Consider the following 19,717-nt stretch of genomic DNA (forward strand, 5'->3'; position numbering starts at 1 on the left):
CGGGTGGTGTTTCGCCGAACCATACTCTCGAAGCCATAGTTTGCACTACTATTTTCAAAGTGGAGACCGGGATGCGGACGTATGGGCAGGCCTGCCCGATCGCGCACTCGCTGGACATGATCGGCGAGCGGTGGGCGTTGCTGGTGGTGCGGGAACTGCGCCTGGGTCCCCGGCGCTACGTCGACCTGCAGGCCGCGCTGCCCGGCATCGGCCCCAGCGTTCTGGCGCAGCGGCTGCGCGAGCTGGTGCGCGTGGGTGTGCTGCGCCGGCGGACGCTGCCGCCGCCCTCGGCCTCGAAGGTGTACGAGCTGACCGAGTGGGGCGCCGAGCTGGAGCCGGTGTTCGCCGCGTTGCGGACCTGGGGGATGCGCTCGCCGGTGGTACCGCGCCGGGGCGATGTCGGCGCGGACACCGTGCTGCTCGGGCTGCGCGCGTACTTCCGGGCGGGGTCCGGCCTCGCGTGGTCGGCCACCTACCGGATCCGGCTGGAGCACGACGTCTACCACGTCCGGGTGGTGGGCGGCGAGCTGACCGAGGTGCGGCGGGGCGAGCACCCCACCGACCCGGACGCCGTGCTGGACACCGACCACCGGACCCTCGGGGCGGTGCTGACCCACGAGCGCTCGCTGGCCTCCGCCCTGGACAGCGGCGCGCTCACCGTCACCGGTGATCTGGCGGCGGTCCGGCGGCTGGTCGACGCGGCCGGCACGCCGTGAACCGACCGCCGCGGCGGCTCACACGCCGGCGTAGGCCTCCCGCCGGGCGTCGCGGCTCGGCTCGGGCGCCCGGTCGGTGAGGCAGAAGGCCAGTAGCGCGGCCCAGAACGCGGTCAGGACGAGGCAGTACAGCGAGCGGCCGGCCACCGCCTCCGGGGTGTGCGGCGCGGCCTGCCAGAGGTTCCCCCAGGCCACCGGGATCACCTGGACCACCAGCAGCGGCACCGCCGTCCGCCAGCGACCGGCACGCAGCAGGATCAGTGCGCCCGGCCAGAGCATGATCACGTAGTTCAGCCAGGCGATCGGCGCGGCCAGCAGGCAGCCGGCCGCCACCGCGAAGATCACCGCGTCGGCGCCGGTGACCTCGCCCGGCGTCCGCCGGTCGGGGGTGCCGAAACCGCCGACCCGGTGTGCCGAAAGCACCGACTCGCGCTGACGAAACCGCCGACTCGCGGGCCGGCCGGCCAGCCACAACGTGGCGGCCACGATTACCACCGTCGCGACCCAGCCCAGGAAACCGGGGGCGTGGAGGCGGGCCAGGAGGCCGGGGAGGGACGCGTTGGCGTCGAACTCGGGGGCCGGGGTGCCGGTGGCCAGGCGCAACCAGGTCAGCGCGCTGGACGGGCCGGCGACCAGCACGCCCAGGATGCTGGCGCCGCCGGCCGCGCCGATGCCGGACCACAGGGCGCGCCAGTTCCTGGTCACCAGGGGGATCAGCACCAGCGGCGCCAGCGACGGCTTGATCGCCACCACGATGCCGAGCAGGACCGCCGAAAGCAGCGGCCGGCCCCGGCGGCCGGCCAGCCAGGCGGCGGTCAGGCCGGCCAGCAGGAGCCCGTAGATCTGGCCCAGCAGCAGCGTGCCGTGCAGCGGCGAGCTGGCCCACAGGGTGAGCACGCCGAACGCGGCCGCCGCCGGACCCAGCCGCAGCTCGCGGGCGACCAGGAGCACCGAGACGGTCACCAGCAGCACGGTCAGCGCGGAGAACGCCCAATAGCTGGGCAGCGCCGGGACCAGCCCGAACGGGGCGAGCAGCAGGGTGAGGAACGGCGGGTTCAGGTTGGGCAGCACCGAACCGGTGTGGTACGTGTCGGCACCGTGCAGCAGCGCCACGGTGGAGCGCCAGAACGTCTCGAAGTCGACGTGTCCCTTGGGATCGGGGTTGGCCACCCCGCCGACCAGCACTCCCGGGTAGAGCACGAACAGCCACGCGGTCACGCCGAGGAACAGCGCGGTCAGCGCGACGGCACCGGCTGTGGCGAGCGGTCGGGAGACGGGCTGGGACACCCCTCGACGGTATCCGGCGCGGCGGCGCCCAGCTCAGCCGCCCCGGCCCGGCCGTTCGCCAGCACCGTCCAGTAGACCAGCAGCATGCCGCAGTACAGCGACATGCCCAGCCGGTTCGGCACCGAGTCCCCGCCGTCGAGCAGGCTCGACCACTCGATCCCGATCATGGGCAGCGCCTGCACCGGCAGCGCCGCCGACCAGCGGCCGTGTACCAGCAACAACGGCACCGACGGCGCCAGCAGCACCAGGTAGTTGTTCCACGCGATCGGGGCCAGCAGCAGCGAGGCGGCGGTGACCGCCCACAGGGCGTACTCCGGCCGCCGGCGCACCCGGACCAGGGTGACCGCCAGCAGCCCGCTCGCCACCAGGTACCCCGGCCAGGCCGGCCAGCCGAACCGGACGGCCAACCCGGCCAGCGAGTCGTTGTCCAGGAACGGGTCCGCGCCCTTGGCCGCGAGCAGGCGCAACCACTCCCAGGTGGCCGTCCAGCCGCCCGCCACCAGGCCGGCCAGCGTGGCCGCCGCGCCGGCCGCCAGCGAGGCACCCAGGGCCTCCCAGCGCCGGCGCAGCAGCGGCCACGCCAGCAACGGCAGCAGCGAGGGCTTGATCGCCACCAACAGGCCCAGCGCCACCCCCGACCAACCGTGCCGGCCCCGCCGCTCGGCCAGCCACGCGGCGGTGAGCAGCGCGGTGAGCAGCCCGTAGATCTGGCCGAGGGCCAGCGTGCCGTGCAGCGGCGCGGACACCAGCAGCGCGGCCACGGCGAGCATCGCCACCCCGGCGCGGGCGCCGACCTCCTCGGCCACCGCGACCACGCTGCCCACCACCAGCGCCAGCGTCAGCAGCACCATCGCCCGGTAGGCGGACAACACGTCGACCGAGGCCAGCGGGGTGAACAGCACGGACAGCAGCGGCGGGTTCAGGTTGGGCAGCCGGGCGCCGGTGTCGTACAGGTCGGTGCCCTCGCGCAGCGCGACGGCGGACCGCCAGAAGGTGTCGAAGTCCACGTGCCAGTGCATGTCCGGGGTGGCCATCCGTACCAGGTTGCCGCTGCCGAACCGCACGAACAGCCAGCCCGCCAGGAGCACCGCGACGCCGGCGAGCGCCACCCCGAGCACGTCGGGCAGGCGGCGGAGCGGGGTCACCCGGAGACGGTAACCAACCGCGTGGCCCGCCGAGTGGCGGCGACCGGCATGTCAAGCAGAATATCGATCGTGGGCGCGACCCTCGGTGATCGTCGTCGCGCGACGGTGACCGCACTGGCCGTCGCGGCGATGACACTCGTCGCCGTTTCGCTCACCGGTTGTAGCTTTCTGAGCGGCGGGTCGTCCGATGGCGGGCCGGACATCACCGAACTGACCCAACCCGACACCTCACCCCCGCCGGTTACCCCGATCAGGGGTGGCACGGGAACGCCGTCCGACCGGCTGGCCGCCGACGTGGTGCACGACGTGGAGGCCTACTGGCACCTCCGGTTCCCGCCGGAGTTCGGCCGCAGATGGATCCCGCTGCACGCCTTCCACGCGGTCGACCCGGCGAAGCCCAACCTGCCGCCGGAGTGCACCAGGCGGCCGATCGACATGAACAAGCAGGCCCTCTACTGCCCGGCGATGGACGTGATCATCTGGGACCGGCTGGGCCTGGTGCCCGAGCTGCGGGCCAAGTACGGCAACGGCGGGGTGCTGCTCGCGCTGGCCCACGAGGTCGGGCACGCGGTGCAGGAACGGATCGGCATCGACGTGGGCACCCAGATCCGCGAGCGCTCCCGCTACCCACCGATCCTGCTGGAGGCGATGGCCGACTGTTTCGCCGGCGTGGTGGTCCGCGCCTCGGTGAACGGCGAGCTGGCGCACGTGCGGATCGAGGAGAAGGACCTGGACCGGGCGCTCTCGGCACTGCTCTCCTTCCGCGACCCGGTCGGTTTCGAGCTGGGTCCGAACGCGCACGGCGACGCCTTTGACCGCGCCTCGGCGTTCCTGGACGGCTACCAGAACGGCGCGTCCCGGTGTGCCGCGATGACCGCGCAGAACCAGCTCTTCACGCAGCGCGGCTTCACCACGGTGCAGGAGCTGCTGCAGTCCGGGAACCTGCCGCTGGACGAGCTGCTGGCCAGCATGGTGCCGGACACCCAGGCCTGGTTCACCGCGCTGGTCAGCTCGCGGGGCCGGCGCTGGGCGGCCCCGCCGTTGCGGCCGGACTCCGGGTGTTCGAGCTCGTCCGCCGCCCGGCAGGGTCCGGTTCGGTTCTGCCCGGACTCCGGCACGCTCAGCGCCTCACCGGCGACCCTGGGCTCGGTGCACAGCCGGGGCGACTACGCCACCGGCACCCTGGTGGCCAGCCGGTACGCGCTGGCCGCACTGGCCGCCCTCGGCAAGCCGGTGCGCGGCCCGGACGCCGGCCGGGCCGCCGTCTGCCTGGCCGGCGCCTACACCCGCTCCCTGCTGGACCGCAACACCTCCGGCTTCGGCCTCTCCCCCGGCGACGTCGACGAAGCGGTCGACGAACTCCTGAACCAGGACTACGCCGCCCGCGACGCCACCGGCACGCCCCCAGCCGACCAAGGCTTCCAACGCGTAGGCGCCTTCCGCGAAGGCACCCTAGGCGGCGCCGCCAAATGCGGCATCTAACCCCCCATATCGCTGGTCCCGCCACCCCATATCGCGGGTTCCCCCATGCCATATCGCGGGTTTCACCGCGTCATATCGCGGGTTTCACCGCGTCATGTCGCGGCTCAGAACAGCGCGCGGGCCAGCGCCCGGCGGGCGGCCATCACCCTGGTGTCATCCGCCGGGAACAACTCGAACAGGCCGATCAGGTGCTCTCGCACCCGGTCCCGATCCTCGCCGTCGGCCCGGCTCACCGCCCCGACCAGCCGGTTGAACGCCTCCTGCACCCGGTCGGCGGCCAACTCCGCGTCGGCGGCGGCCAGCTGCGCGTCCAGGTCGTCGGGATTGGCGTCCGCCCGGACGACCGCACCGGGGTCCGCCTGCTCCGCCCGGGCCAGGAACCGCACCTGGGAAAGCGCCGCCTTGGCCTGCTCGTTGGCCGGCTCAGCGTCCAGAATGCGCTGGTAGGCCGCCTCCGCCTGGCCGTAGTCGCCCCGCTCCAGGGCGTCCTCGGCCTCGATGAACCGGGGGTCCTCCGGTGGTTCCTCGACCCCACCGGCCGCCGCCTCGGCCTCGGCGATGCCGGGCATCCGGTCGCGCAGCTGATCGATGATCGCCTTGAGCCACTCACGAACCTGCGGCTCGGGCAGCGCGCTGTTGAACGCCTGCACCGGCTGACCGCCGGCGATCGCGATCACCATCGGGATGGACTGCACGCCGAACGCCTGGGCGATCCTCGGGTTGGCGTCAATATCGATCTTGGCCAGGATCCAGGTGCCCCGGCCCTCCTCGGCCAGGCGCTCGAGCACCGGCGAGAGCTGCTTGCAGGGCTGGCACCAGTCGGCCCACAGGTCCACCACCACCGGCACCTGCAGCGACCGCTCCAGCACCTCGGCCTGGAAGGTCTGCTCGGTCACGTCGACGACCCAGGCGCCGGCGCTGGAGTCGGGGCCGCCGGCCGGGGCGGCCGCGCCGCCCGCCGGGCCGTTCTGCCGGCCGTCGGTGCGCGACGCCTCGGCGCGCGCCCGCAGCGCGGAAAGATCAACCGCGCCGGCCATCGCGGAGCTCAGGGCCGCCCTCTGTCGTGGATCAGGTCGAGACACGTCACCATCCTGGCACGCCGCGCGAGGCGTTTCGAATCCGCCGGGTGACCCAGCGGGTCCGGGCGCCCCAGATATCCCGCACGCGCCTAACCGGGCGCGCGCTCGGGCCAGCGCCTACGGCGCTAGCTTTGCAGCATGGCGAAGCCGAATACGGCCGCGAGGCCGATGATGGCGAGCAGGAACAGCGCGATTCCGATCCAGCCGAGCACGATCCCGGCCGTGGCGTAGCCAGCACCGCCCTCGCCGCGAGCGCGGATCTGGCTCTTGGCGACGTAGCCGAACACCAGCGCGAGGATGCTGGCCAACCACGGGATCCCCATCAGCACCAGCGGGAACGCCGCAATGCCGAGTACCAGGGACGCCACCGCCATGCCGTTGGTCGGCGGTTCGGCCGGCGGATAGCCCGGTCCCGGCGGGTAGCCCGGATACGCGGGCAGGTCGGCGTACCCCGGCGTGCCCCGCCCTCCCGTCCCCGGCGGGCCAAACTGGCCCGGCGCACCCGGCGGGCCGAACTGGCCCGGCTCGCCCGACGCACCCGGCGGGCCGAACCCGGCGGGCGGAATCCCCGGCGGCCCGAACTGCCCTGGCGCACCCGGCGGACCGGACTGCCCGGCGCCACCCGGCGGACCGGACTGCCCCGGCGCACCCTGGCCCCACTCCCCCGGCTGGCCGAACTGCCCCGCACCCTGCCCGTACTCTCCGGGCGGCCCGAACTGCCCCGGCGAGCCCTGCCCGAACTGCCCGGGCGGCCCGAACTGGCCCGGCGCTTCCTGCCCGAACTGCCCGGGCGAACCGAACTGGCCCGCCGCACCCGGCCCGCGCTCCCCAGATGGACCGAACGGTCCCGGCGGGCCGGGATGTCCGGGCCCGCCCGACGACCCGAACTGGCCGGACGCCGGCGGGCCGTACTGTCCCGGAACCCCCGGCGGGCCGAACGGCCCTGAGGCATTCCCGGGAGCGCCGGACCGATCCGGACCGGATGCGCCCAGCGCCGACGCCCCCGGAGCACCGGCCTGGCCCGGCGCGCCCGGCGGCGCCGCATCCGCATCACCCGACGACGGTTCGGCGGAGCTTTCGGACTCGGTCAGGCTCACACCCCGGGGCGGGTCACCGAGCCCGCGCGGAGTACGCGCCGAGCCTTCATCGCCCGGCGCGGCCGGTGACTCGCCCGACGCGGCCGGTGACTCGCCCGACGTTGCGGGGGTCTCGTCCGGGCCGGTGTCCGGTCGCTTCTGCTCTGCCGCGTCGGCGCCGGCCGCCGGGGATTCCCCGTCCCGGGCCGGCGCCGGTTCGGAGGCGGCCGAGGCGTCGGCGGTATCGCCCGGCGCCGTGGGGTCCGCCCACCTGTCTTCCTGTCGCCCCGGCTCTGTCATGTGCCCCCCGTCCGCGTCGCACCGCCATTGTGCACGGCAGCGGCCTCGCGCGGCCGCCATCGCCACGCGGCCGCGCGGAGCTCTACGGCCACTCCGGTGATCACCGTATCCAGGACAGTCCCACCAGGTTCCGCGAGCATGATCGCCACCAGTGGCGCTCCAGCGTCGATTTTCGACGCTCAACCACCACAAACGACGATCACCCGCTCGATACCGCCACGCGGGCGCCATGACCGGCGACCGCGCCCCGACCTGCCCGATCGGTCGGCCAACGGGCCGCGGCCGAGGCTGGACAAGGCGATCACCCGAGATGACCGGCCGGTCAGGGCAGCGGTTTGAGTCCCATGGGGTTGTTCGACATGAACGCGCCGCCGTCGATGATCGCGGACACCAGCGGCCGGGTGAGCGAAACCAGGCGCTCGCAGGACTCCGGGCCGAGCTCCGCCCAGGACGGGACGGCGGCGAGGTCGGTGCGCTCCTCCACCCAGGCGCGCAGCTCCGCACCGTCCGCCGTCAGCGCGCCGGCCGGGTCGAGCAGCCCGCGCCGGACCAGACGCGAGCGGGCGTCCGCCCACTCCTCGACCGACCAGCCCCGGAACTCCCGCAGCTCGTCGGCCACCGCCCGGCCGTCGGCGGCGAACGTCACCAGCGCCTCGCACGGGTCCAGCCTGGCGCACACCAACGCGGCGACGTGCGCGTCGCCGCGCGACTCGCGCAGCAGCGTCTGCGCGTGCCAGAGCACCAGGTGTGGCTCCGAGGGCCAGGGCAGCGCCGCGTTCGCCGCGGCCAGAACCCGGCCGTCCAGCGGGGCGGCCATCGCCGCCCGCCGCGCCAGCTCGGCCGCCTCGGCCAGCTCCGCCGAGCCCACCGCGTCGCCGAGCACCCGGCGCAGCGCCTCGTCCACGCTCCGCCGGCGGGCCTCCACCAGCGCGGACGGGGTCGCGGCCTGCCAGGCGGCCGGGATGGCCCGGCCGACCCGGTTCGGGTGGAAGTTGTAGAACACCGCGCCGACCAGCCCGGCCGGCGCCGCCCCGAGCGGCGCGGCGCGCAGCCCGAAGTAGCTCATCCAGCCGCCCTTGAGCCCCAGCCGGTCGGTCGCCCGCCGGGACTCGGGGACGAAGTAGGTCACCGCGTGGTACGGCTCCAGCGCCTGCCACATCCGCCGCGCTACGCCGCCGGCGAAAGCCGGCGACTCGGGGCGGGCGCCCAGTTCGGCGTCCGCCGGTGACACAGCGGACGGCTCCAGGACAGGCTGCTCAGAACCGGGCCGGCTCACGGTATTCCCCCCACTCCTCCTTCAGCACACCGCAGATCTCCCCCAGCGTGGCCTCCGCACGGGCCGCGTGCAACATGGGCTCGACCAGGTTGCCGCTGCCCCGGGCCACCGCGACCATCTCGGACAACCGGCGCCGCACCTCGGCCTCGTCGCGCCCGCGCTTGCGCTGCCCCAGCGCCTCCCGCTGGTCCAGCTCGACCTGGTGGGAGATGCGCAGGATCTCCAGCTCCTCGTCGTCGTCCGAGGTGTGCACGTTGACGCCGACCTGCTTCTTCTCGCCCTTCTCCAGGGCCTGCTGGTAGATGAACGCCGAGTCGGCGCTCTCCCCGGTGAACCAGCCGTCCTCGATGCCGCGCAGGATGCCGGAGGTCATCTCGCCGATCGGGTGGTTGCCCGAGGGCACGGCCTGGCGGGCCATGTCCTTGATCCGGTCGAAGATGTGCTCCGCCTCGGCCTCGATCTTGTCGGTGAGCGCCTCCACGTACCAGGAGCCACCCAGCGGGTCGACCACGTTGGTCACCCCGGTCTCCTCGGCCAGCACGTGCTGGGTGCGCAGCGCGATCTTGGCGGCCCGGTCGCTGGGCAGCGCGAGCACCTCGTCCAGCGCGTTGGTGTGCAGCGACTGGGTGCCGCCGAGGATCGCGGCCAGCGCCTCGATCGCGGTGCGCACCACGTTGTTGTCCGGCTGCTGCGCGGTGAGCGACACCCCGGCGGTCTGGGTGTGGAAGCGCAGCTGCTGCGCCTTGGCCGACTTGGCCCCGTACACGTCCCGCAGCCAGCGCGCCCAGATGCGCCGGGCGGCGCGGAACTTGGCGATCTCCTCGAAGAAGTCGATGTGCGCGTCGAAGAAGAAGCTCAGGCCGGGCGCGAACTTCTCGATGTCCAGGCCCCGGGAGAGGCCCAGCTCCACGTAGCCGAAACCGTCGGCCAGGGTGAACGCCAGCTCCTGCGCGGCGGTCGTGCCGGCCTCCCGGATGTGGTAGCCGGACACCGACAGCGGCTTGTAGCGCGGGATCTGGTGGACGCAGTACTCCATCAGGTCACCGATCAGCCGGATGTGCGGCTCGGGCTCGAACAGCCACTCCTTCTGCGCGATGTACTCCTTGTAGATGTCGGTCTGCAGGGTGCCGTCCAGCTTGGACAGGTCGGCGCCCTGCCGCTCGGCGGCGACCAGATACATCACGAACACCGGCACCGCCGGCCCGGAGATGGTCATCGAGGTGGTGACCTGCTCCAGCGGGATGTCCCGGAACAGCACGTCCATGTCGGCGGCCGAGTCGATGGCCACGCCGCAGTGCCCGACCTCGCCCAGGCTGCGCGGGTCGTCCGAGTCGCGCCCCATCAGGGTGGGCATGTCGAAGGCCACGGACAGCCCGCCGCCCCCGCCGGCCAGGATGTCCCGGAACCGCTTGTTGGTCTGCTCGGCGTTGCCGAACCCGGCGAACTGGCGCACCGTCCAGTTCCGCCCCCGGTACCCGGACGCGTGCAACCCCCGGGTGAACGGGAACTCGCCCGGCCAGCCGATCCGCTCGAAGTCCTGGACCGTCTCGCCCTCGCGCGGGCCGTAGACCGGCTCCACCTCGACCCCCGACAGGGTGGTGAAGTCGGCGTCGCGGATCTTGCCGGTGCGCTCGGCCTCCGCGTAGCGCTCCCGCCAGCGCAGTTCTCCGGCCTTGGGGCTGGTGTCGGTCACGGCGGTACCTCCGGCCTCGTTACTGATGGCACAGCGAGCTTACTAGGAAGGATAATAGTCGGACGTCCTAGCTTTTTCAGTAGAGGGTGGGGCCGGTCACTCACCGCAGTATCTGAGAATTGACCGCACGTAAGAATCACGCGACTGGCGGAGCACCAACGCCCACCTGGCATCGTTGGTCACGGTTGGGGTGTACTTCGCCCTACGGCCGTCGAAAATCGGTTCGGGGACGCCGATGGTCGACCGCTCCCTGACCGTCAGTGACATGATTTTCTGGAGAGGAACTCGAATGACCTCGGACAACCCGGTCGCCGAGCAGCTGGTGGCCGACGCCCGCAAGAACGCCGACAAGCCGGCCAACGGCCCGATCGGCATCGCGGCGCTGGTGCTGGGCCTGGTGGCCCTGGCCGGTTCCGGCCTGGTCCCGGTGCTGGGCTGGGTTCTCGGTGCGGTGGCGATCGTGGTGGCCGTGCTCGGCCTCCGCCGCCCCGACTCCGCCAACAACGCCAAGATCGGCCTGGGCGCGGCCGTGCTCGCCCTGGCCGCCGCGACCTTCTTCTTCCTGAGGGCCACCGGCAAGATCTGAGCGGGTTACCCGGGTGAGCCGCCGGCCAGCGCGATCGAGGCCGGCGGCTCACCCGTGTTCAGCCCTCCAGCGCCTGGTTGATCCGCTCCACCTTTGCGCTGAGCTGACCGGTGTGACCAGGCCTGATGTCCGCCTTGAGCACCAGGCTGACCCTCGGCGCGCGGGCCTGCACCGCCGCGACGGCCCGCTTCACCACTTCCATCCCCTCGTCCCAGGTCTCCGCCTCGATGGTGGTGAACATGGACGTGGTCTCGTGCGGCAGCCCGGACTCCCGGACCACCCGGACCGCCTCCGCGACGATCTCGCCAACGCTGTCTGATCCGCCGCCGGACGGCGCCACGCTGAACGCAATGAGCATTCCCCCAGCGTGCCGCACGACGCGCGGCGGCGCTGTTCGCCACAGAATCGATGTTGCCCGCAACGCACGCTGATAGCGTCGGAGTCCATGATGCCGCGCGACCCACTCCCGTTCGACCCGATCGAGCGCGCCGCGTCGCTGTGGCAGAAGCGGATCGGGCCTTCCGGCGCGATGGCCGCGACGACCAGCATCATGCGGGTGCAGCAGATCCTGCTCTCCGCCGTGGACGGCGCGCTGCGCCCGCACGGCCTCACCTTCGCCCGCTACGAGGCGCTGATCCTGCTCAGCTTCGCCCGCCAGGGCAACCTGCCGATGCGGGTGATGGGCGAGCGGCTGCAGCTGCACCCGACCAGCGTGACCAACATCGTCGACCGGCTGGAGGCCGACGGCCTGGTCCGGCGCATTCCCCACCCGAGCGACCGCCGGGCCACCCTGGTCGAGATGACGGAGGACGGCGAGGCGCGACGCGAGGCCGCCACCAAGTCGGTGACCGAGATCGAGTTCGGCCTGGTCGGCCTCACCGCGCGGCAGGCCGACCAGCTCACCGACCTGCTGGAACGGGTCCGCCGCGCCGCCGGCGACTTCGCCTGACCGGGTGAGTGGCGGTTCAAAGACCGGCTTGGACGGCCGCCGGTGGGTTGGTCTGCCGCGGCGCGGGCGCTGGCGTTCGGTTCGAGGCGCATATTGTTGCTTGACCGCCTGAAACCGCGATCACCCCCTTGGTGCCGCGCGGGGTGTCCTGATGATCACCGATTTCATGGTCATCAGGACACCATGGTCGCCTGGGGACCCCCCAAACGACCACCATGTCCTGATGATCACGGATTGCCTGCCGGCACCCAAGCCGCGGCAGACCACCCAACCGGGGCCGTCCAAGCCGCTCCTTGAACCGGCACCGAACTCAACCCGACGCGAGTGACTCGACCAGGTCGTCGGCCGCCCCGTAGGGGTCCAGCTCCCCGGCGACCACCTTCTTGGCCAGTTCCGGCAGGGTGCCTCCGCCACGGATGTCGCCGATCCGGGCGCGCAGCTGGGCCAGCGCGATCGCCTCGATCTCCGTCTCGGCGCGGGCCTGACGCCTGCGGTCCCGCTCGCCGGTGCGGTCCATCCACTCGCGGTGCCGGTCCAGCTCGTCCAGCACGTCGGAGATGCCCTGGCCCTTCGCCGCGATCGTCTTCACGATCGGGGGCTTCCAGACCGAGTCGTCGCGCTCCCGGCGCGGGCCCAGCGACAGCATGTAGCGCAAATCCCGCACGGTCTGGTCGGCGCCGTCCCGGTCGGCCTTGTTCACCACGAACACGTCCGCGATCTCCAGGATGCCGGCCTTGGCCGCCTGGATGCCGTCGCCCATGCCCGGCGCAAGCAGTACCACGGTGGTGTCGGCCATGGAGACCACCTCGATCTCCGACTGGCCCACCCCGACCGTCTCCACCAGCACGATGTCGCAGCCGGCCGCGTCCAGCACGCGCAGCGCCTGCGGCGTGGCGCCGGCCAGGCCGCCGAGGTGCCCCCGGGTGGCCATGGACCGGATGAACACGCCGCCGTCCACCGCGTGCTCCTGCATGCGCACCCGGTCGCCGAGCAGCGCGCCGCCGGAGAACGGTGAGGACGGGTCGACGGCCAGCACCCCCACCCGGCTGCCGCGCGCCCGCAGCGCGCCGACCAGCGCGGACGTACTGGTGGACTTGCCGACCCCCGGCGATCCGGTCAGCCCGACCACCTGGGCCCGGCCGGTGAACGGGGCGAGCGCGGCGGCCACCTCGCGCAGCCGGGGACTGTCGTCCTCGACCATGGAGATGAGCCGGGCCACCGAGCGCGGATCACCTTCCCGCGCCCGGGCGACCAGGTCGGCTACGGCCAGCTGACGAGCCATGTCTCAGTTCTGAGCCGGGACCCGGAGCACCAGCGCGTCGCCCTGGCCACCACCGCCGCACAGCGCGGCCGCGCCGACGCCACCGCCCCGGCGGCGCAGCTCCAGCGCCAGGTGCAGGGCGATCCGTGCGCCGGACATGCCGATCGGGTGGCCCAGCGCGATCGCGCCGCCGTTCACGTTCACCTTGTCGGCGTCCACGCCCAGCTTGCGGGTGGAGACCAGGCCGACGGCGGCGAACGCCTCGTTGATCTCGATCAGGTCCAGGTCGGCCGGCGCGACGCCCTCCTTGGCGCAGGCGGCCACGATGGCGTTGGCCGGCTGCTCGTGCAGGCTGGCGTCCGGGCCGGCCACCACGCCGTGCGCGCCGATCTCGGCCAGCCAGGCCAGGCCCAGCTCCTCGGCTTTAGCCTTGCTCATCACCACGACGGCGGCCGCTCCGTCGGAGATCTGCGAAGCCGAGCCGGCGGTGATGGTGCCGTCGGCGGAGAACGCCGGGCGCAGCCTGGCCAGGCTGTCGGCCGTGGTGTCCCCGCGCACGCCCTCGTCGGTGTCCACGATCTTCGGGTCGCCCTTGCGCTGCGGCACGCTGACCGGCGCGATCTCCTCGGCGAAGATCCCGCCGGCGGCGGCCTTGGCGGCCAGCTGGTGGGAGCGGGCGGCGAACTCGTCCTGGTCGGCCCGGCTCAGCTCGTAGCGGGAGTTGAACTTCTCCGTGGAGGCGCCCATCGCGCACTGGTCGAACGCGCAGAACAGCCCGTCGTGCGCCATGTGGTCCAGCGCGGTGACCTCGCCGAACTTGTAGCCCTCGCGGGACTTGGCCAGCAGGTGCGGCGCCTGGGTCATGGACTCCTGGCCACCGGCCACCACGATGTCGAACTCGCCGGCCCGGATCAGCTGGTCGGCCAGCGCGATCGCGTCGATGCCGGACAGGCAGACCTTGTTGATGGTCAGCGACGGCACGTCCATCGGGATGCCGCCGGCCACCGCGGCCTGCCGGGCGGGGATCTGGCCGGCCCCGGCGGTGAGCACCTGACCCATGATCACGTACTGCACCTGGTCGCCGGTGATGCCGGCGCGCTCCAGCGCCGCCTTGATCGCCACGCCGCCGAGTTGGGCGCCGGAGAAGTCCTTGAGCGAGCCGAGCATCCGGCCCATCGGGGTGCGGGCACCGGCGACGATCACGGACTGGGACACGAGGGCCTCCAACGACTACGGCGACGTTCAGGGCGATTGGTTTCCCAGACGATACCCGGGCCGACCGTCACATGCCTGGGTGAACGCGAGCACACTCGACCAGGGTCAGTTAGGTTTCCCAAATGGACACCTTGCACGGGGCAGTCACCACCATCGACCACGTCGGCATCGCCGTACCGGACCTGGACGCCGCCATCCAGTGGTACGCGGACGCGTTCGGACTGGTCGCCACGCACGTCGAGGTGAACGAGGAACAGGGCGTCCGCGAGGCCATGCTCAGCGCCCCCGGGGACGCCGGCGGCCCGGCCGTGCAGTTGCTCGCGCCACTGGACGAGAACTCCACGATCGCCAAGTTCATCGGCCGCAACGGCCCCGGCATGCAGCAGATGGCGTACCGGGTGGCGGACATCGAGGCGACCAGTGCGCGGCTGCGGGAGAAGGGAATCCGGCTGCTCTACGAGGCGCCGAAGCGGGGCACCGCCAACTCCCGGGTGAACTTCGTGCACCCGAAGGACGCGGGCGGGGTGCTGGTCGAGCTGGTGCAGCCTTCGGCCGAGCACCACTGACCGAGCACCACTGAAGGGCGACATAGCTCACACGGCCCTGTCGTAACTCACTACCCGCCGGTAGCGTTTGATATCCCAAGCAGGGCGGCTGGGTTGATGGCCGCCGCGACCGACCGGGAGGCACGGCGTGCAGGAGTTCCGCGACGCAATCCTTGCTGACCAGCTCGACGCGATCGCCGGGCTGCCAGTTCCCGACCACTACCGAGGCATCACCGTCCGGGCGGACGAGGTGGACATGTTCGCCGGGATGCCCAGCCGGGAGAAGGATCCGCGCAAGAGCCTGCACCTGGACGAGGTGGCCACCCCGGAGCTCGGCCCCGGTGAGGCTTTGGTCGCGGTCATGGCCAGCGCGATCAACTACAACACCGTGTGGACTTCGATCTTCGAGCCGATGTCCACCTTCGGCTTCCTGAAGCGCTACGGGCGGCTGTCCGAGCTGGCCAAGCGGCACGACCTGCCCTACCACGTGGTCGGCTCCGACCTGGCCGGCGTCGTGGTGCGCACCGGCCCCGGCGTGCACGCGTGGAAGCCGGGCGACGAGGTCGTCGCGCACTGCCTTTCCGTCGAGCTGGAGAGCCCGGACGGGCACGGCGACACGATGATGGACCCCGAGCAGCGGATCTGGGGCTTCGAGACCAACTTCGGCGGCCTGGCCGAGCTGGGCCTGGTCAAGGCCAACCAGCTGATGCCCAAGCCGAAGCACCTCTCCTGGGAGGAGGCGGCCAGCCCCGGGCTGGTCAACTCCACCGCCTACCGCCAGCTGGTCTCCCGCAACGGGGCCGACATGAAGCAGGGCGACACGGTGCTGGTCTGGGGCGCCTCCGGCGGCCTCGGCTCGTACGCCACCCAGTTCGCGCTGAACGGCGGCGCCACCCCGGTGTGCGTGGTCTCGTCCCCGGAGAAGGCGGAGATCTGCCGCAAGATGGGCGCGGAGCTGGTGATCGACCGGGCCGCCGAGGGCTACAAGTTCTGGAAGGACGAGCACAACCAGGACCCCAAGGAGTGGAAGCGCTTCGGCGCCCGAATCCGCGAGCTGACCGGTGGTGACGACCCGGACATCGTGTTCGAGCACCCGGGCCGCGAGACCTTCGGCGCCAGCATCTACGTGGCGCGCAAGGGTGGCACGATCGTCACCTGCGCCTCCACCAGCGGCTACGAGCACGTGTACGACAACCGCTACCTCTGGATGAACCTGAAGCGGATCGTCGGCTCGCACTTCGCCAACTACCGCGAGGCCTGGGAGGCCAACCGGCTGATCGCCAAGGGCCAGATCCACCCGACGCTGTCGCGGGTGTACCCGCTGGCGGAGACCGGGCAGGCCGCGTACGACGTCCACCAGAACACCCACCAGGGCAAGGTCGGCGTGCTCTGCCTGTCCCCGGAGGAGGGGCTGGGCGTGCGCAACACCGAGCTTCGTGAGCGCCACCTGAGCGAGATCAACAGATTTCGCGGCGTGTAGTCGACGACGCGCCGTAAAGCCATCCAGGTGGGTGATTATCCCGGCCACGACGGTGTGACGCAGGGCTAGTACGGTAGGCGCCATGTCAGCTGGCACTGATCATCTGCCCGAGGGGCCCGGATCGGCTTTCCCGACCAAGCGTCGGGGCTACGACCCTCAACAGGTCGATGATTACCTCCGGGATCTCTTCGCCCACCTGCGCATGTTGACCGCCGACCGCGACGCGGCGGTGGAGCAGAACGGCCAACTCACCCGACAGGTGAATGTGGCCTGGGCGGAGACGGACCGGTTAAAGGTGCAGCTGCGCCGGATGTCCACCGCGCCGGACAGCGTGGAGGGCATGAGCGAGCGGGTGCAGACCATGCTCCGGCTGGCCCAGGAGGAGGTCGAGGAGCGGCGCAAGCAGTCCGAGACCGAGTCCGCCGACATCGTGGCCCGCGCCCACGCCGAGGCCGGCGACCTGCCCAAGCGCCTGGAAGCGGGGCGCAAGCAGTTGGAGCAGGACCGCGAGCGCCTGAAGGCCGAGCGGGAGCGGGTGCTCACCGAGGCGCGGGACGAGGCGAAGCGGGTGACCACCGAGGCCGCCGCCGAGGCCAAGCGGGTGACCACCGAGGCGGCCGAGGAGGCCGACCGGCTGCGCAACACCTCCACCGCCGAGGTCGAGCGGCTGCGCCGGGACACCGAGCAGGAGCGGCGCCGGCTGGACGAGCAGAGCGCCAGCAAGCGCGCCCAGGTGGAGGAGGACTTCGAGATCGCGATGACGACCCGGCGCACCGAGGCCGTGTCCGCCATCGAACGGTCCCGCACGGAGGCCCAGGCCGAGGTGAACCGGGTGCGCACCGAGGCCCGGGAGAACGCCAAGAAGATGGTCGAGGAGGCCCGGGCCAACGCGGACCGGATGACCACCGAGGCGCAGGCCAGCGCCGAGCGGGTGACCACCGAGGCCCGCACGGCGGCGGAGCGGCTGACCACCGAGACCAACGCCAACGCCAAGCGGACGACCAGCGAGGCCAATGCCCTCGCCGAGCACGTCACCACCGAGGCGCGCACCAACGCGGAGCGGATGACCAGCGAGGCCAGGGCCAAGGCCGACCAGCTCACCTCCGAGGCCGAGCGCAGCTCGAAGGCCATGCTGGAGGCCGCCGAAGGCCGGGTCGCCCAGCTGGAGTCGGTGCGCGACCGGCTCACCGCCCAGCTCAGCGAGGTGCGCGGCCTGCTGGACCAGACGCTGCCCGCACTGGACAAGGCCGATCGGTCGGAGAAGGTCACTTCGGACGGCTCGGCCGAGCCCGAGCAGGACGAGGCGGACACGCCGTCCATCCCCCGGCCCATTCCCCGCCCCAGCTCGGAGCCGAGGGCCGTCCGGGACAAGCGCCCCTCACCCACGCCCGCACGCTGATCGGGACCGCCGGCCGTCACCCGGCCGGCGGTCCACCGGTTGAGCGGCCGTTCTCGGCTGCCGGTCGGCGCGGTGCCGGTTCTAGGGATGGCTTTGGACGGCCGCGGCTGGGCGGTCTTCCGTGGCTCGGGTGCCGCCTGTGGGCTTTCATGATCAGCAGGCACTCAGCGTCGTTGTGAGGCCTCAGGCCAGCCCAGGTTGCCTGAGGATCACCGATTACATGGTCAACATGACATCGTGGTTGCTTCCCGGCGGCTGGAGCAACCACCGTGTCATGCTGACCATGAAAACCTCTCCCACTGGCCACGCCAGCCACACCCGCTTGACGAACTACCCAAACGCGCCGGGCCGCACCCGAGCCACGGAAGACCGCCCAGCCGCGGCCGTCCAAGCGATCCCTAAACCGGCACCGCACGAAACCGCCGGGCCGAGGGACGTTCAGCGAGCCGAGTAGTCGCGGAACCCCTGCCCGGTTTTCCGGCCCAGGCGGCCGGCGGTGACCAGGTGCTCCAGCAAGGGCGCGGGGGCGTAACCGGCCATGCGGAACTCCTGGTAGAGGGTCTGCTCGATGGCCAGGGAGACGTCCAGGCCGACCACGTCGAGCAGCTCGAAGGGGCCCATCGGCAGCGCGCAACCGGTCTTCATGGCGGCGTCGATGTCGTCGGCGCTGGCGTAGTGCGCCTCCAGCATCTTCACCGCGTCGTTCAGGTACGGAAACAGCAGCGCGTTCACGATGAAGCCGGCGCGGTCGCCGCAGAACACCGCGTGCTTGCGCAGCCGGGTGCACAGCTCGCGCGCGGTGGCCACCACGTCGGGCGCGGTGGCGATGGTACTGACCACCTCGACCAGCTTCATCACCTGAGCGGGGTTGAAGAAGTGCAGGCCGACCACGTCGCCGGCCCGCGCGGTCGCCGCCGCGCAGTCGATCACCGGCAGGGAGGACGTGGTGGTGGCCAGGATCGCGCCCGGCTTGCACACCTCGTCCAGCGTCTCGAACACGGCGCGCTTGATGTCGATCTCCTCGGCCACCGCCTCGATGACCAGGTCACAGTCGGCCATGTCCTCCAGGTTGACCGTGGCCCGGATCCGGGCGATCGCCGCCTCCCGGTCCTCCTCGGACAGCCGGCCGCGCACCACCGCCTTGTCCAGCGAGCGCTTCACCGCGCCGACCGCCGCCTCGATCTTGCCCTCGGACCGGCCGCGCACCACCACGTCCAGGCCGGCCTTGGCCAGCACCTCCACGATGCCGGTGGCCATGGTGCCGGTGCCGACCACGCCGACCAGCTGCACCGGGCGCCCGGACACCGCGTCCGCCGCGCCATCGGCCGGGGAGTGCGCGTCGGCCACGACCTTGGGCGAGTCCGGGCCGTCGTAGCTGTAGAAGCCGCGCCCGCTCTTCCGGCCGAGCAGCCCGGCGGTGATCATCTGCTTGAACACCGGGGTGGGCGCGTGCATGAGGTTCTTGGACTGGTTGTACATCGTCATCAAGATCTCGTACGCGGTGTCCAGCCCGATCAGGTCGAGCAGCGCCAGCGGCCCCATCGGGTAGCCGCAGCCGAACCGCATGGCCGCGTCGATATCCTCCCGGCTGGCGTAGCGTTCCTCGAACATCCGCGCCGCGTGGTTCAGGTAGCCGAACAACAGGGCGTTGGCGATGAACCCGGCCCGGTCGCCGATCACCACCGGCACCTTCCCGATCCGCCCGGCGAACGCGACCATGTCGTCCACCACGTCCTGCTCGGTGACCACGGTGCGCACCAGCTCGACCAGCTGCTGCACCGGCGCCGGGTTGAAGAAGTGCATGCCGACCACCCGGGCCGGGCGGCCGGTGCGCACCGACAGCTCGGTGAGCGACAGCGAGGAGGTGTTCGAGGCCAGCACCACGTCCGGCCGGACGATCTTGTCAACGGCGGCGAAGATCTCCGCCTTGAGGTCCAGGCGCTCCGGCACCGCCTCGATGACCAGGTCCACCTCGGAGAGGTCGTTCAGGTCGGTGGTCATCGAGATGCGCTCGAGCAGCGCGCCGGCGTCCTGCTCGGTGAGCTTGCCCCGCTCGGTGGCCCGGGCGGTGGAATGCTCCAGGTGGGTCCGCGCGCGGGCGATCGCGGCGTCGTCCAGCTCCACGCCCACCACCCGCAGGCCGTTGCGCGCGAACACCTCGGCAATGCCGGCACCCATGGTGCCCAGGCCGACCACTCCGACGACCTCGAACTCACGCGCCACGCCGC

At 72.0% G+C, this 19,717-nt stretch carries 17 protein-coding genes; 7 read left to right on the top strand and 10 right to left on the bottom strand.

Annotated elements, in window-relative coordinates:
• Window positions 1-71: 71 nt before the first annotated feature.
• The gene (locus tag ABEB12_RS17550) at window positions 72-716 is read left to right on the top strand and encodes a winged helix-turn-helix transcriptional regulator (RefSeq protein ID WP_185059355.1); all 645 of its coding nucleotides are present in this window, start codon (window positions 72-74) and stop codon (window positions 714-716) included.
• Window positions 717-734: 18 nt separating this feature from the next.
• Here ABEB12_RS17550 and ABEB12_RS17555 read toward each other — a convergent pair whose 3' ends face one another.
• Complete coding sequence (locus tag ABEB12_RS17555) at window positions 735-2,003, bottom strand: glycosyltransferase 87 family protein (protein WP_185059354.1); 1,269 nt, start codon at window positions 2,001-2,003, stop codon at window positions 735-737.
• A complete protein-coding gene (locus ABEB12_RS17560; RefSeq protein WP_185059353.1) occupies window positions 1,952-3,148 on the bottom strand; it encodes a glycosyltransferase 87 family protein in 1,197 nt (398 codons plus the stop codon). The genes ABEB12_RS17555 and ABEB12_RS17560 overlap by 52 nt, the downstream gene beginning before the upstream one ends.
• A 69-nt stretch (window positions 3,149-3,217) precedes the next feature.
• Here ABEB12_RS17560 and ABEB12_RS17565 point away from each other — a divergent pair, with 69 nt between their 5' ends.
• Window positions 3,218-4,630: a neutral zinc metallopeptidase gene (locus tag ABEB12_RS17565; RefSeq protein ID WP_185059352.1), complete on the top strand. Its 1,413-nt coding sequence runs from the start codon at window positions 3,218-3,220 to the stop codon at window positions 4,628-4,630.
• 104 nt (window positions 4,631-4,734) lie between these two features.
• On the opposite strand, the gene ABEB12_RS17570 is transcribed toward ABEB12_RS17565, so the two are convergent.
• The 4 genes from ABEB12_RS17570 to ABEB12_RS17585 form a co-directional block, all read right to left on the bottom strand.
• Window positions 4,735-5,667: a tetratricopeptide repeat protein gene (locus tag ABEB12_RS17570; RefSeq protein WP_185059351.1), complete on the bottom strand. Its 933-nt coding sequence runs from the start codon at window positions 5,665-5,667 to the stop codon at window positions 4,735-4,737.
• Between the two features lie 167 nt (window positions 5,668-5,834).
• Entirely contained in the window at window positions 5,835-7,085 is a 1,251-nt protein-coding gene (locus ABEB12_RS17575) for a DUF4190 domain-containing protein (protein ID WP_185059350.1), read from the bottom strand.
• A 322-nt stretch (window positions 7,086-7,407) separates the two neighbouring features.
• Window positions 7,408-8,316: an SCO6745 family protein gene (locus ABEB12_RS17580; RefSeq protein ID WP_185059349.1), complete on the bottom strand. Its 909-nt coding sequence runs from the start codon at window positions 8,314-8,316 to the stop codon at window positions 7,408-7,410.
• Between the two features lie 25 nt (window positions 8,317-8,341).
• Window positions 8,342-10,054 carry a methylmalonyl-CoA mutase family protein gene (locus tag ABEB12_RS17585; RefSeq protein WP_185059348.1) on the bottom strand — a complete coding sequence of 571 codons (1,713 nt, stop codon included), beginning with the start codon at window positions 10,052-10,054 and terminating at the stop codon, window positions 8,342-8,344.
• Between the two features lie 289 nt (window positions 10,055-10,343).
• Between ABEB12_RS17585 and ABEB12_RS17590 the strand changes: the two genes are divergently transcribed.
• Window positions 10,344-10,640: a hypothetical protein gene (locus tag ABEB12_RS17590; protein WP_185059347.1), complete on the top strand. Its 297-nt coding sequence runs from the start codon at window positions 10,344-10,346 to the stop codon at window positions 10,638-10,640.
• A gap of 58 nt (window positions 10,641-10,698) precedes the next feature.
• On the opposite strand, the gene ABEB12_RS17595 is transcribed toward ABEB12_RS17590, so the two are convergent.
• Window positions 10,699-10,998 (bottom strand): thiamine-binding protein, encoded by a 300-nt coding sequence (locus ABEB12_RS17595; protein WP_185059346.1) that lies wholly within the window; start codon window positions 10,996-10,998, stop codon window positions 10,699-10,701.
• Window positions 10,999-11,088: 90 nt separating this feature from the next.
• Here ABEB12_RS17595 and ABEB12_RS17600 point away from each other — a divergent pair, with 90 nt between their 5' ends.
• Window positions 11,089-11,589, top strand: coding sequence for a MarR family transcriptional regulator (locus ABEB12_RS17600; RefSeq protein ID WP_185061151.1), 501 nt, complete (start codon window positions 11,089-11,091; stop codon window positions 11,587-11,589).
• A 310-nt stretch (window positions 11,590-11,899) separates the two neighbouring features.
• Here the strand turns inward: ABEB12_RS17600 and meaB are convergent, their stop codons facing one another.
• Both meaB and ABEB12_RS17610 read right to left on the bottom strand, forming a co-directional pair.
• Window positions 11,900-12,871: a methylmalonyl Co-A mutase-associated GTPase MeaB gene (gene meaB, locus ABEB12_RS17605; RefSeq protein WP_185059345.1), complete on the bottom strand. Its 972-nt coding sequence runs from the start codon at window positions 12,869-12,871 to the stop codon at window positions 11,900-11,902.
• A gap of 3 nt (window positions 12,872-12,874) precedes the next feature.
• On the bottom strand, window positions 12,875-14,065 hold the full coding sequence (locus ABEB12_RS17610; protein WP_185059344.1) for an acetyl-CoA C-acyltransferase: 1,191 nt from the start codon (window positions 14,063-14,065) through the stop codon (window positions 12,875-12,877).
• A 122-nt stretch (window positions 14,066-14,187) separates the two neighbouring features.
• On the opposite strand from ABEB12_RS17610, the gene mce reads away from it, so the two are divergent.
• The 3 genes from mce (at window position 14,188) to ABEB12_RS17625 (ending at window position 17,489) form a co-directional block, all read left to right on the top strand.
• Window positions 14,188-14,631 (top strand): methylmalonyl-CoA epimerase, encoded by a 444-nt coding sequence (gene mce / locus ABEB12_RS17615; RefSeq protein ID WP_185059343.1) that lies wholly within the window; start codon window positions 14,188-14,190, stop codon window positions 14,629-14,631.
• Between the two features lie 127 nt (window positions 14,632-14,758).
• Window positions 14,759-16,090 (top strand): crotonyl-CoA carboxylase/reductase, encoded by a 1,332-nt coding sequence (gene ccrA, locus ABEB12_RS17620; RefSeq protein ID WP_185059342.1) that lies wholly within the window; start codon window positions 14,759-14,761, stop codon window positions 16,088-16,090.
• An 82-nt stretch (window positions 16,091-16,172) separates the two neighbouring features.
• Window positions 16,173-17,489, top strand: coding sequence for a DivIVA domain-containing protein (locus tag ABEB12_RS17625; protein ID WP_185059341.1), 1,317 nt, complete (start codon window positions 16,173-16,175; stop codon window positions 17,487-17,489).
• Between the two features lie 438 nt (window positions 17,490-17,927).
• Here the strand turns inward: ABEB12_RS17625 and ABEB12_RS17630 are convergent, their stop codons facing one another.
• Window positions 17,928-19,712 carry a 3-hydroxybutyryl-CoA dehydrogenase gene (locus ABEB12_RS17630; RefSeq protein ID WP_185059340.1) on the bottom strand — a complete coding sequence of 595 codons (1,785 nt, stop codon included), beginning with the start codon at window positions 19,710-19,712 and terminating at the stop codon, window positions 17,928-17,930.
• Window positions 19,713-19,717: the final 5 nt, after the last annotated feature.

The sequence above is a fragment of the Actinospineispora eucalypti genome (genome assembly GCF_039543365.1).
Classification (GTDB): Bacteria; Actinomycetota; Actinomycetes; order Mycobacteriales; family Pseudonocardiaceae; genus Pseudonocardia; species Pseudonocardia eucalypti.

What these genes read in the sequence shown, in the direction of transcription:
- ABEB12_RS17550 (WP_185059355.1), top strand. Translation starts at nt 72, where the DNA reads ATGCGGACGTATGGGCAGGCCTGCCCGATCGCGCACTCGCTGGACATG.
- ABEB12_RS17570 (WP_185059351.1), bottom strand. Translation starts at nt 5,667, where the DNA reads ATGGCCGGCGCGGTTGATCTTTCCGCGCTGCGGGCGCGCGCCGAGGCG.
- ABEB12_RS17575 (WP_185059350.1), bottom strand. Translation starts at nt 7,085, where the DNA reads ATGACAGAGCCGGGGCGACAGGAAGACAGGTGGGCGGACCCCACGGCG.
- ABEB12_RS17590 (WP_185059347.1), top strand. Translation starts at nt 10,344, where the DNA reads ATGACCTCGGACAACCCGGTCGCCGAGCAGCTGGTGGCCGACGCCCGC.
- ABEB12_RS17595 (WP_185059346.1), bottom strand. Translation starts at nt 10,998, where the DNA reads ATGCTCATTGCGTTCAGCGTGGCGCCGTCCGGCGGCGGATCAGACAGC.
- ABEB12_RS17600 (WP_185061151.1), top strand. Translation starts at nt 11,089, where the DNA reads ATGCCGCGCGACCCACTCCCGTTCGACCCGATCGAGCGCGCCGCGTCG.
- meaB (WP_185059345.1), bottom strand. Translation starts at nt 12,871, where the DNA reads ATGGCTCGTCAGCTGGCCGTAGCCGACCTGGTCGCCCGGGCGCGGGAA.
- mce (WP_185059343.1), top strand. Translation starts at nt 14,188, where the DNA reads ATGGACACCTTGCACGGGGCAGTCACCACCATCGACCACGTCGGCATC.
- ABEB12_RS17625 (WP_185059341.1), top strand. Translation starts at nt 16,173, where the DNA reads ATGTCAGCTGGCACTGATCATCTGCCCGAGGGGCCCGGATCGGCTTTC.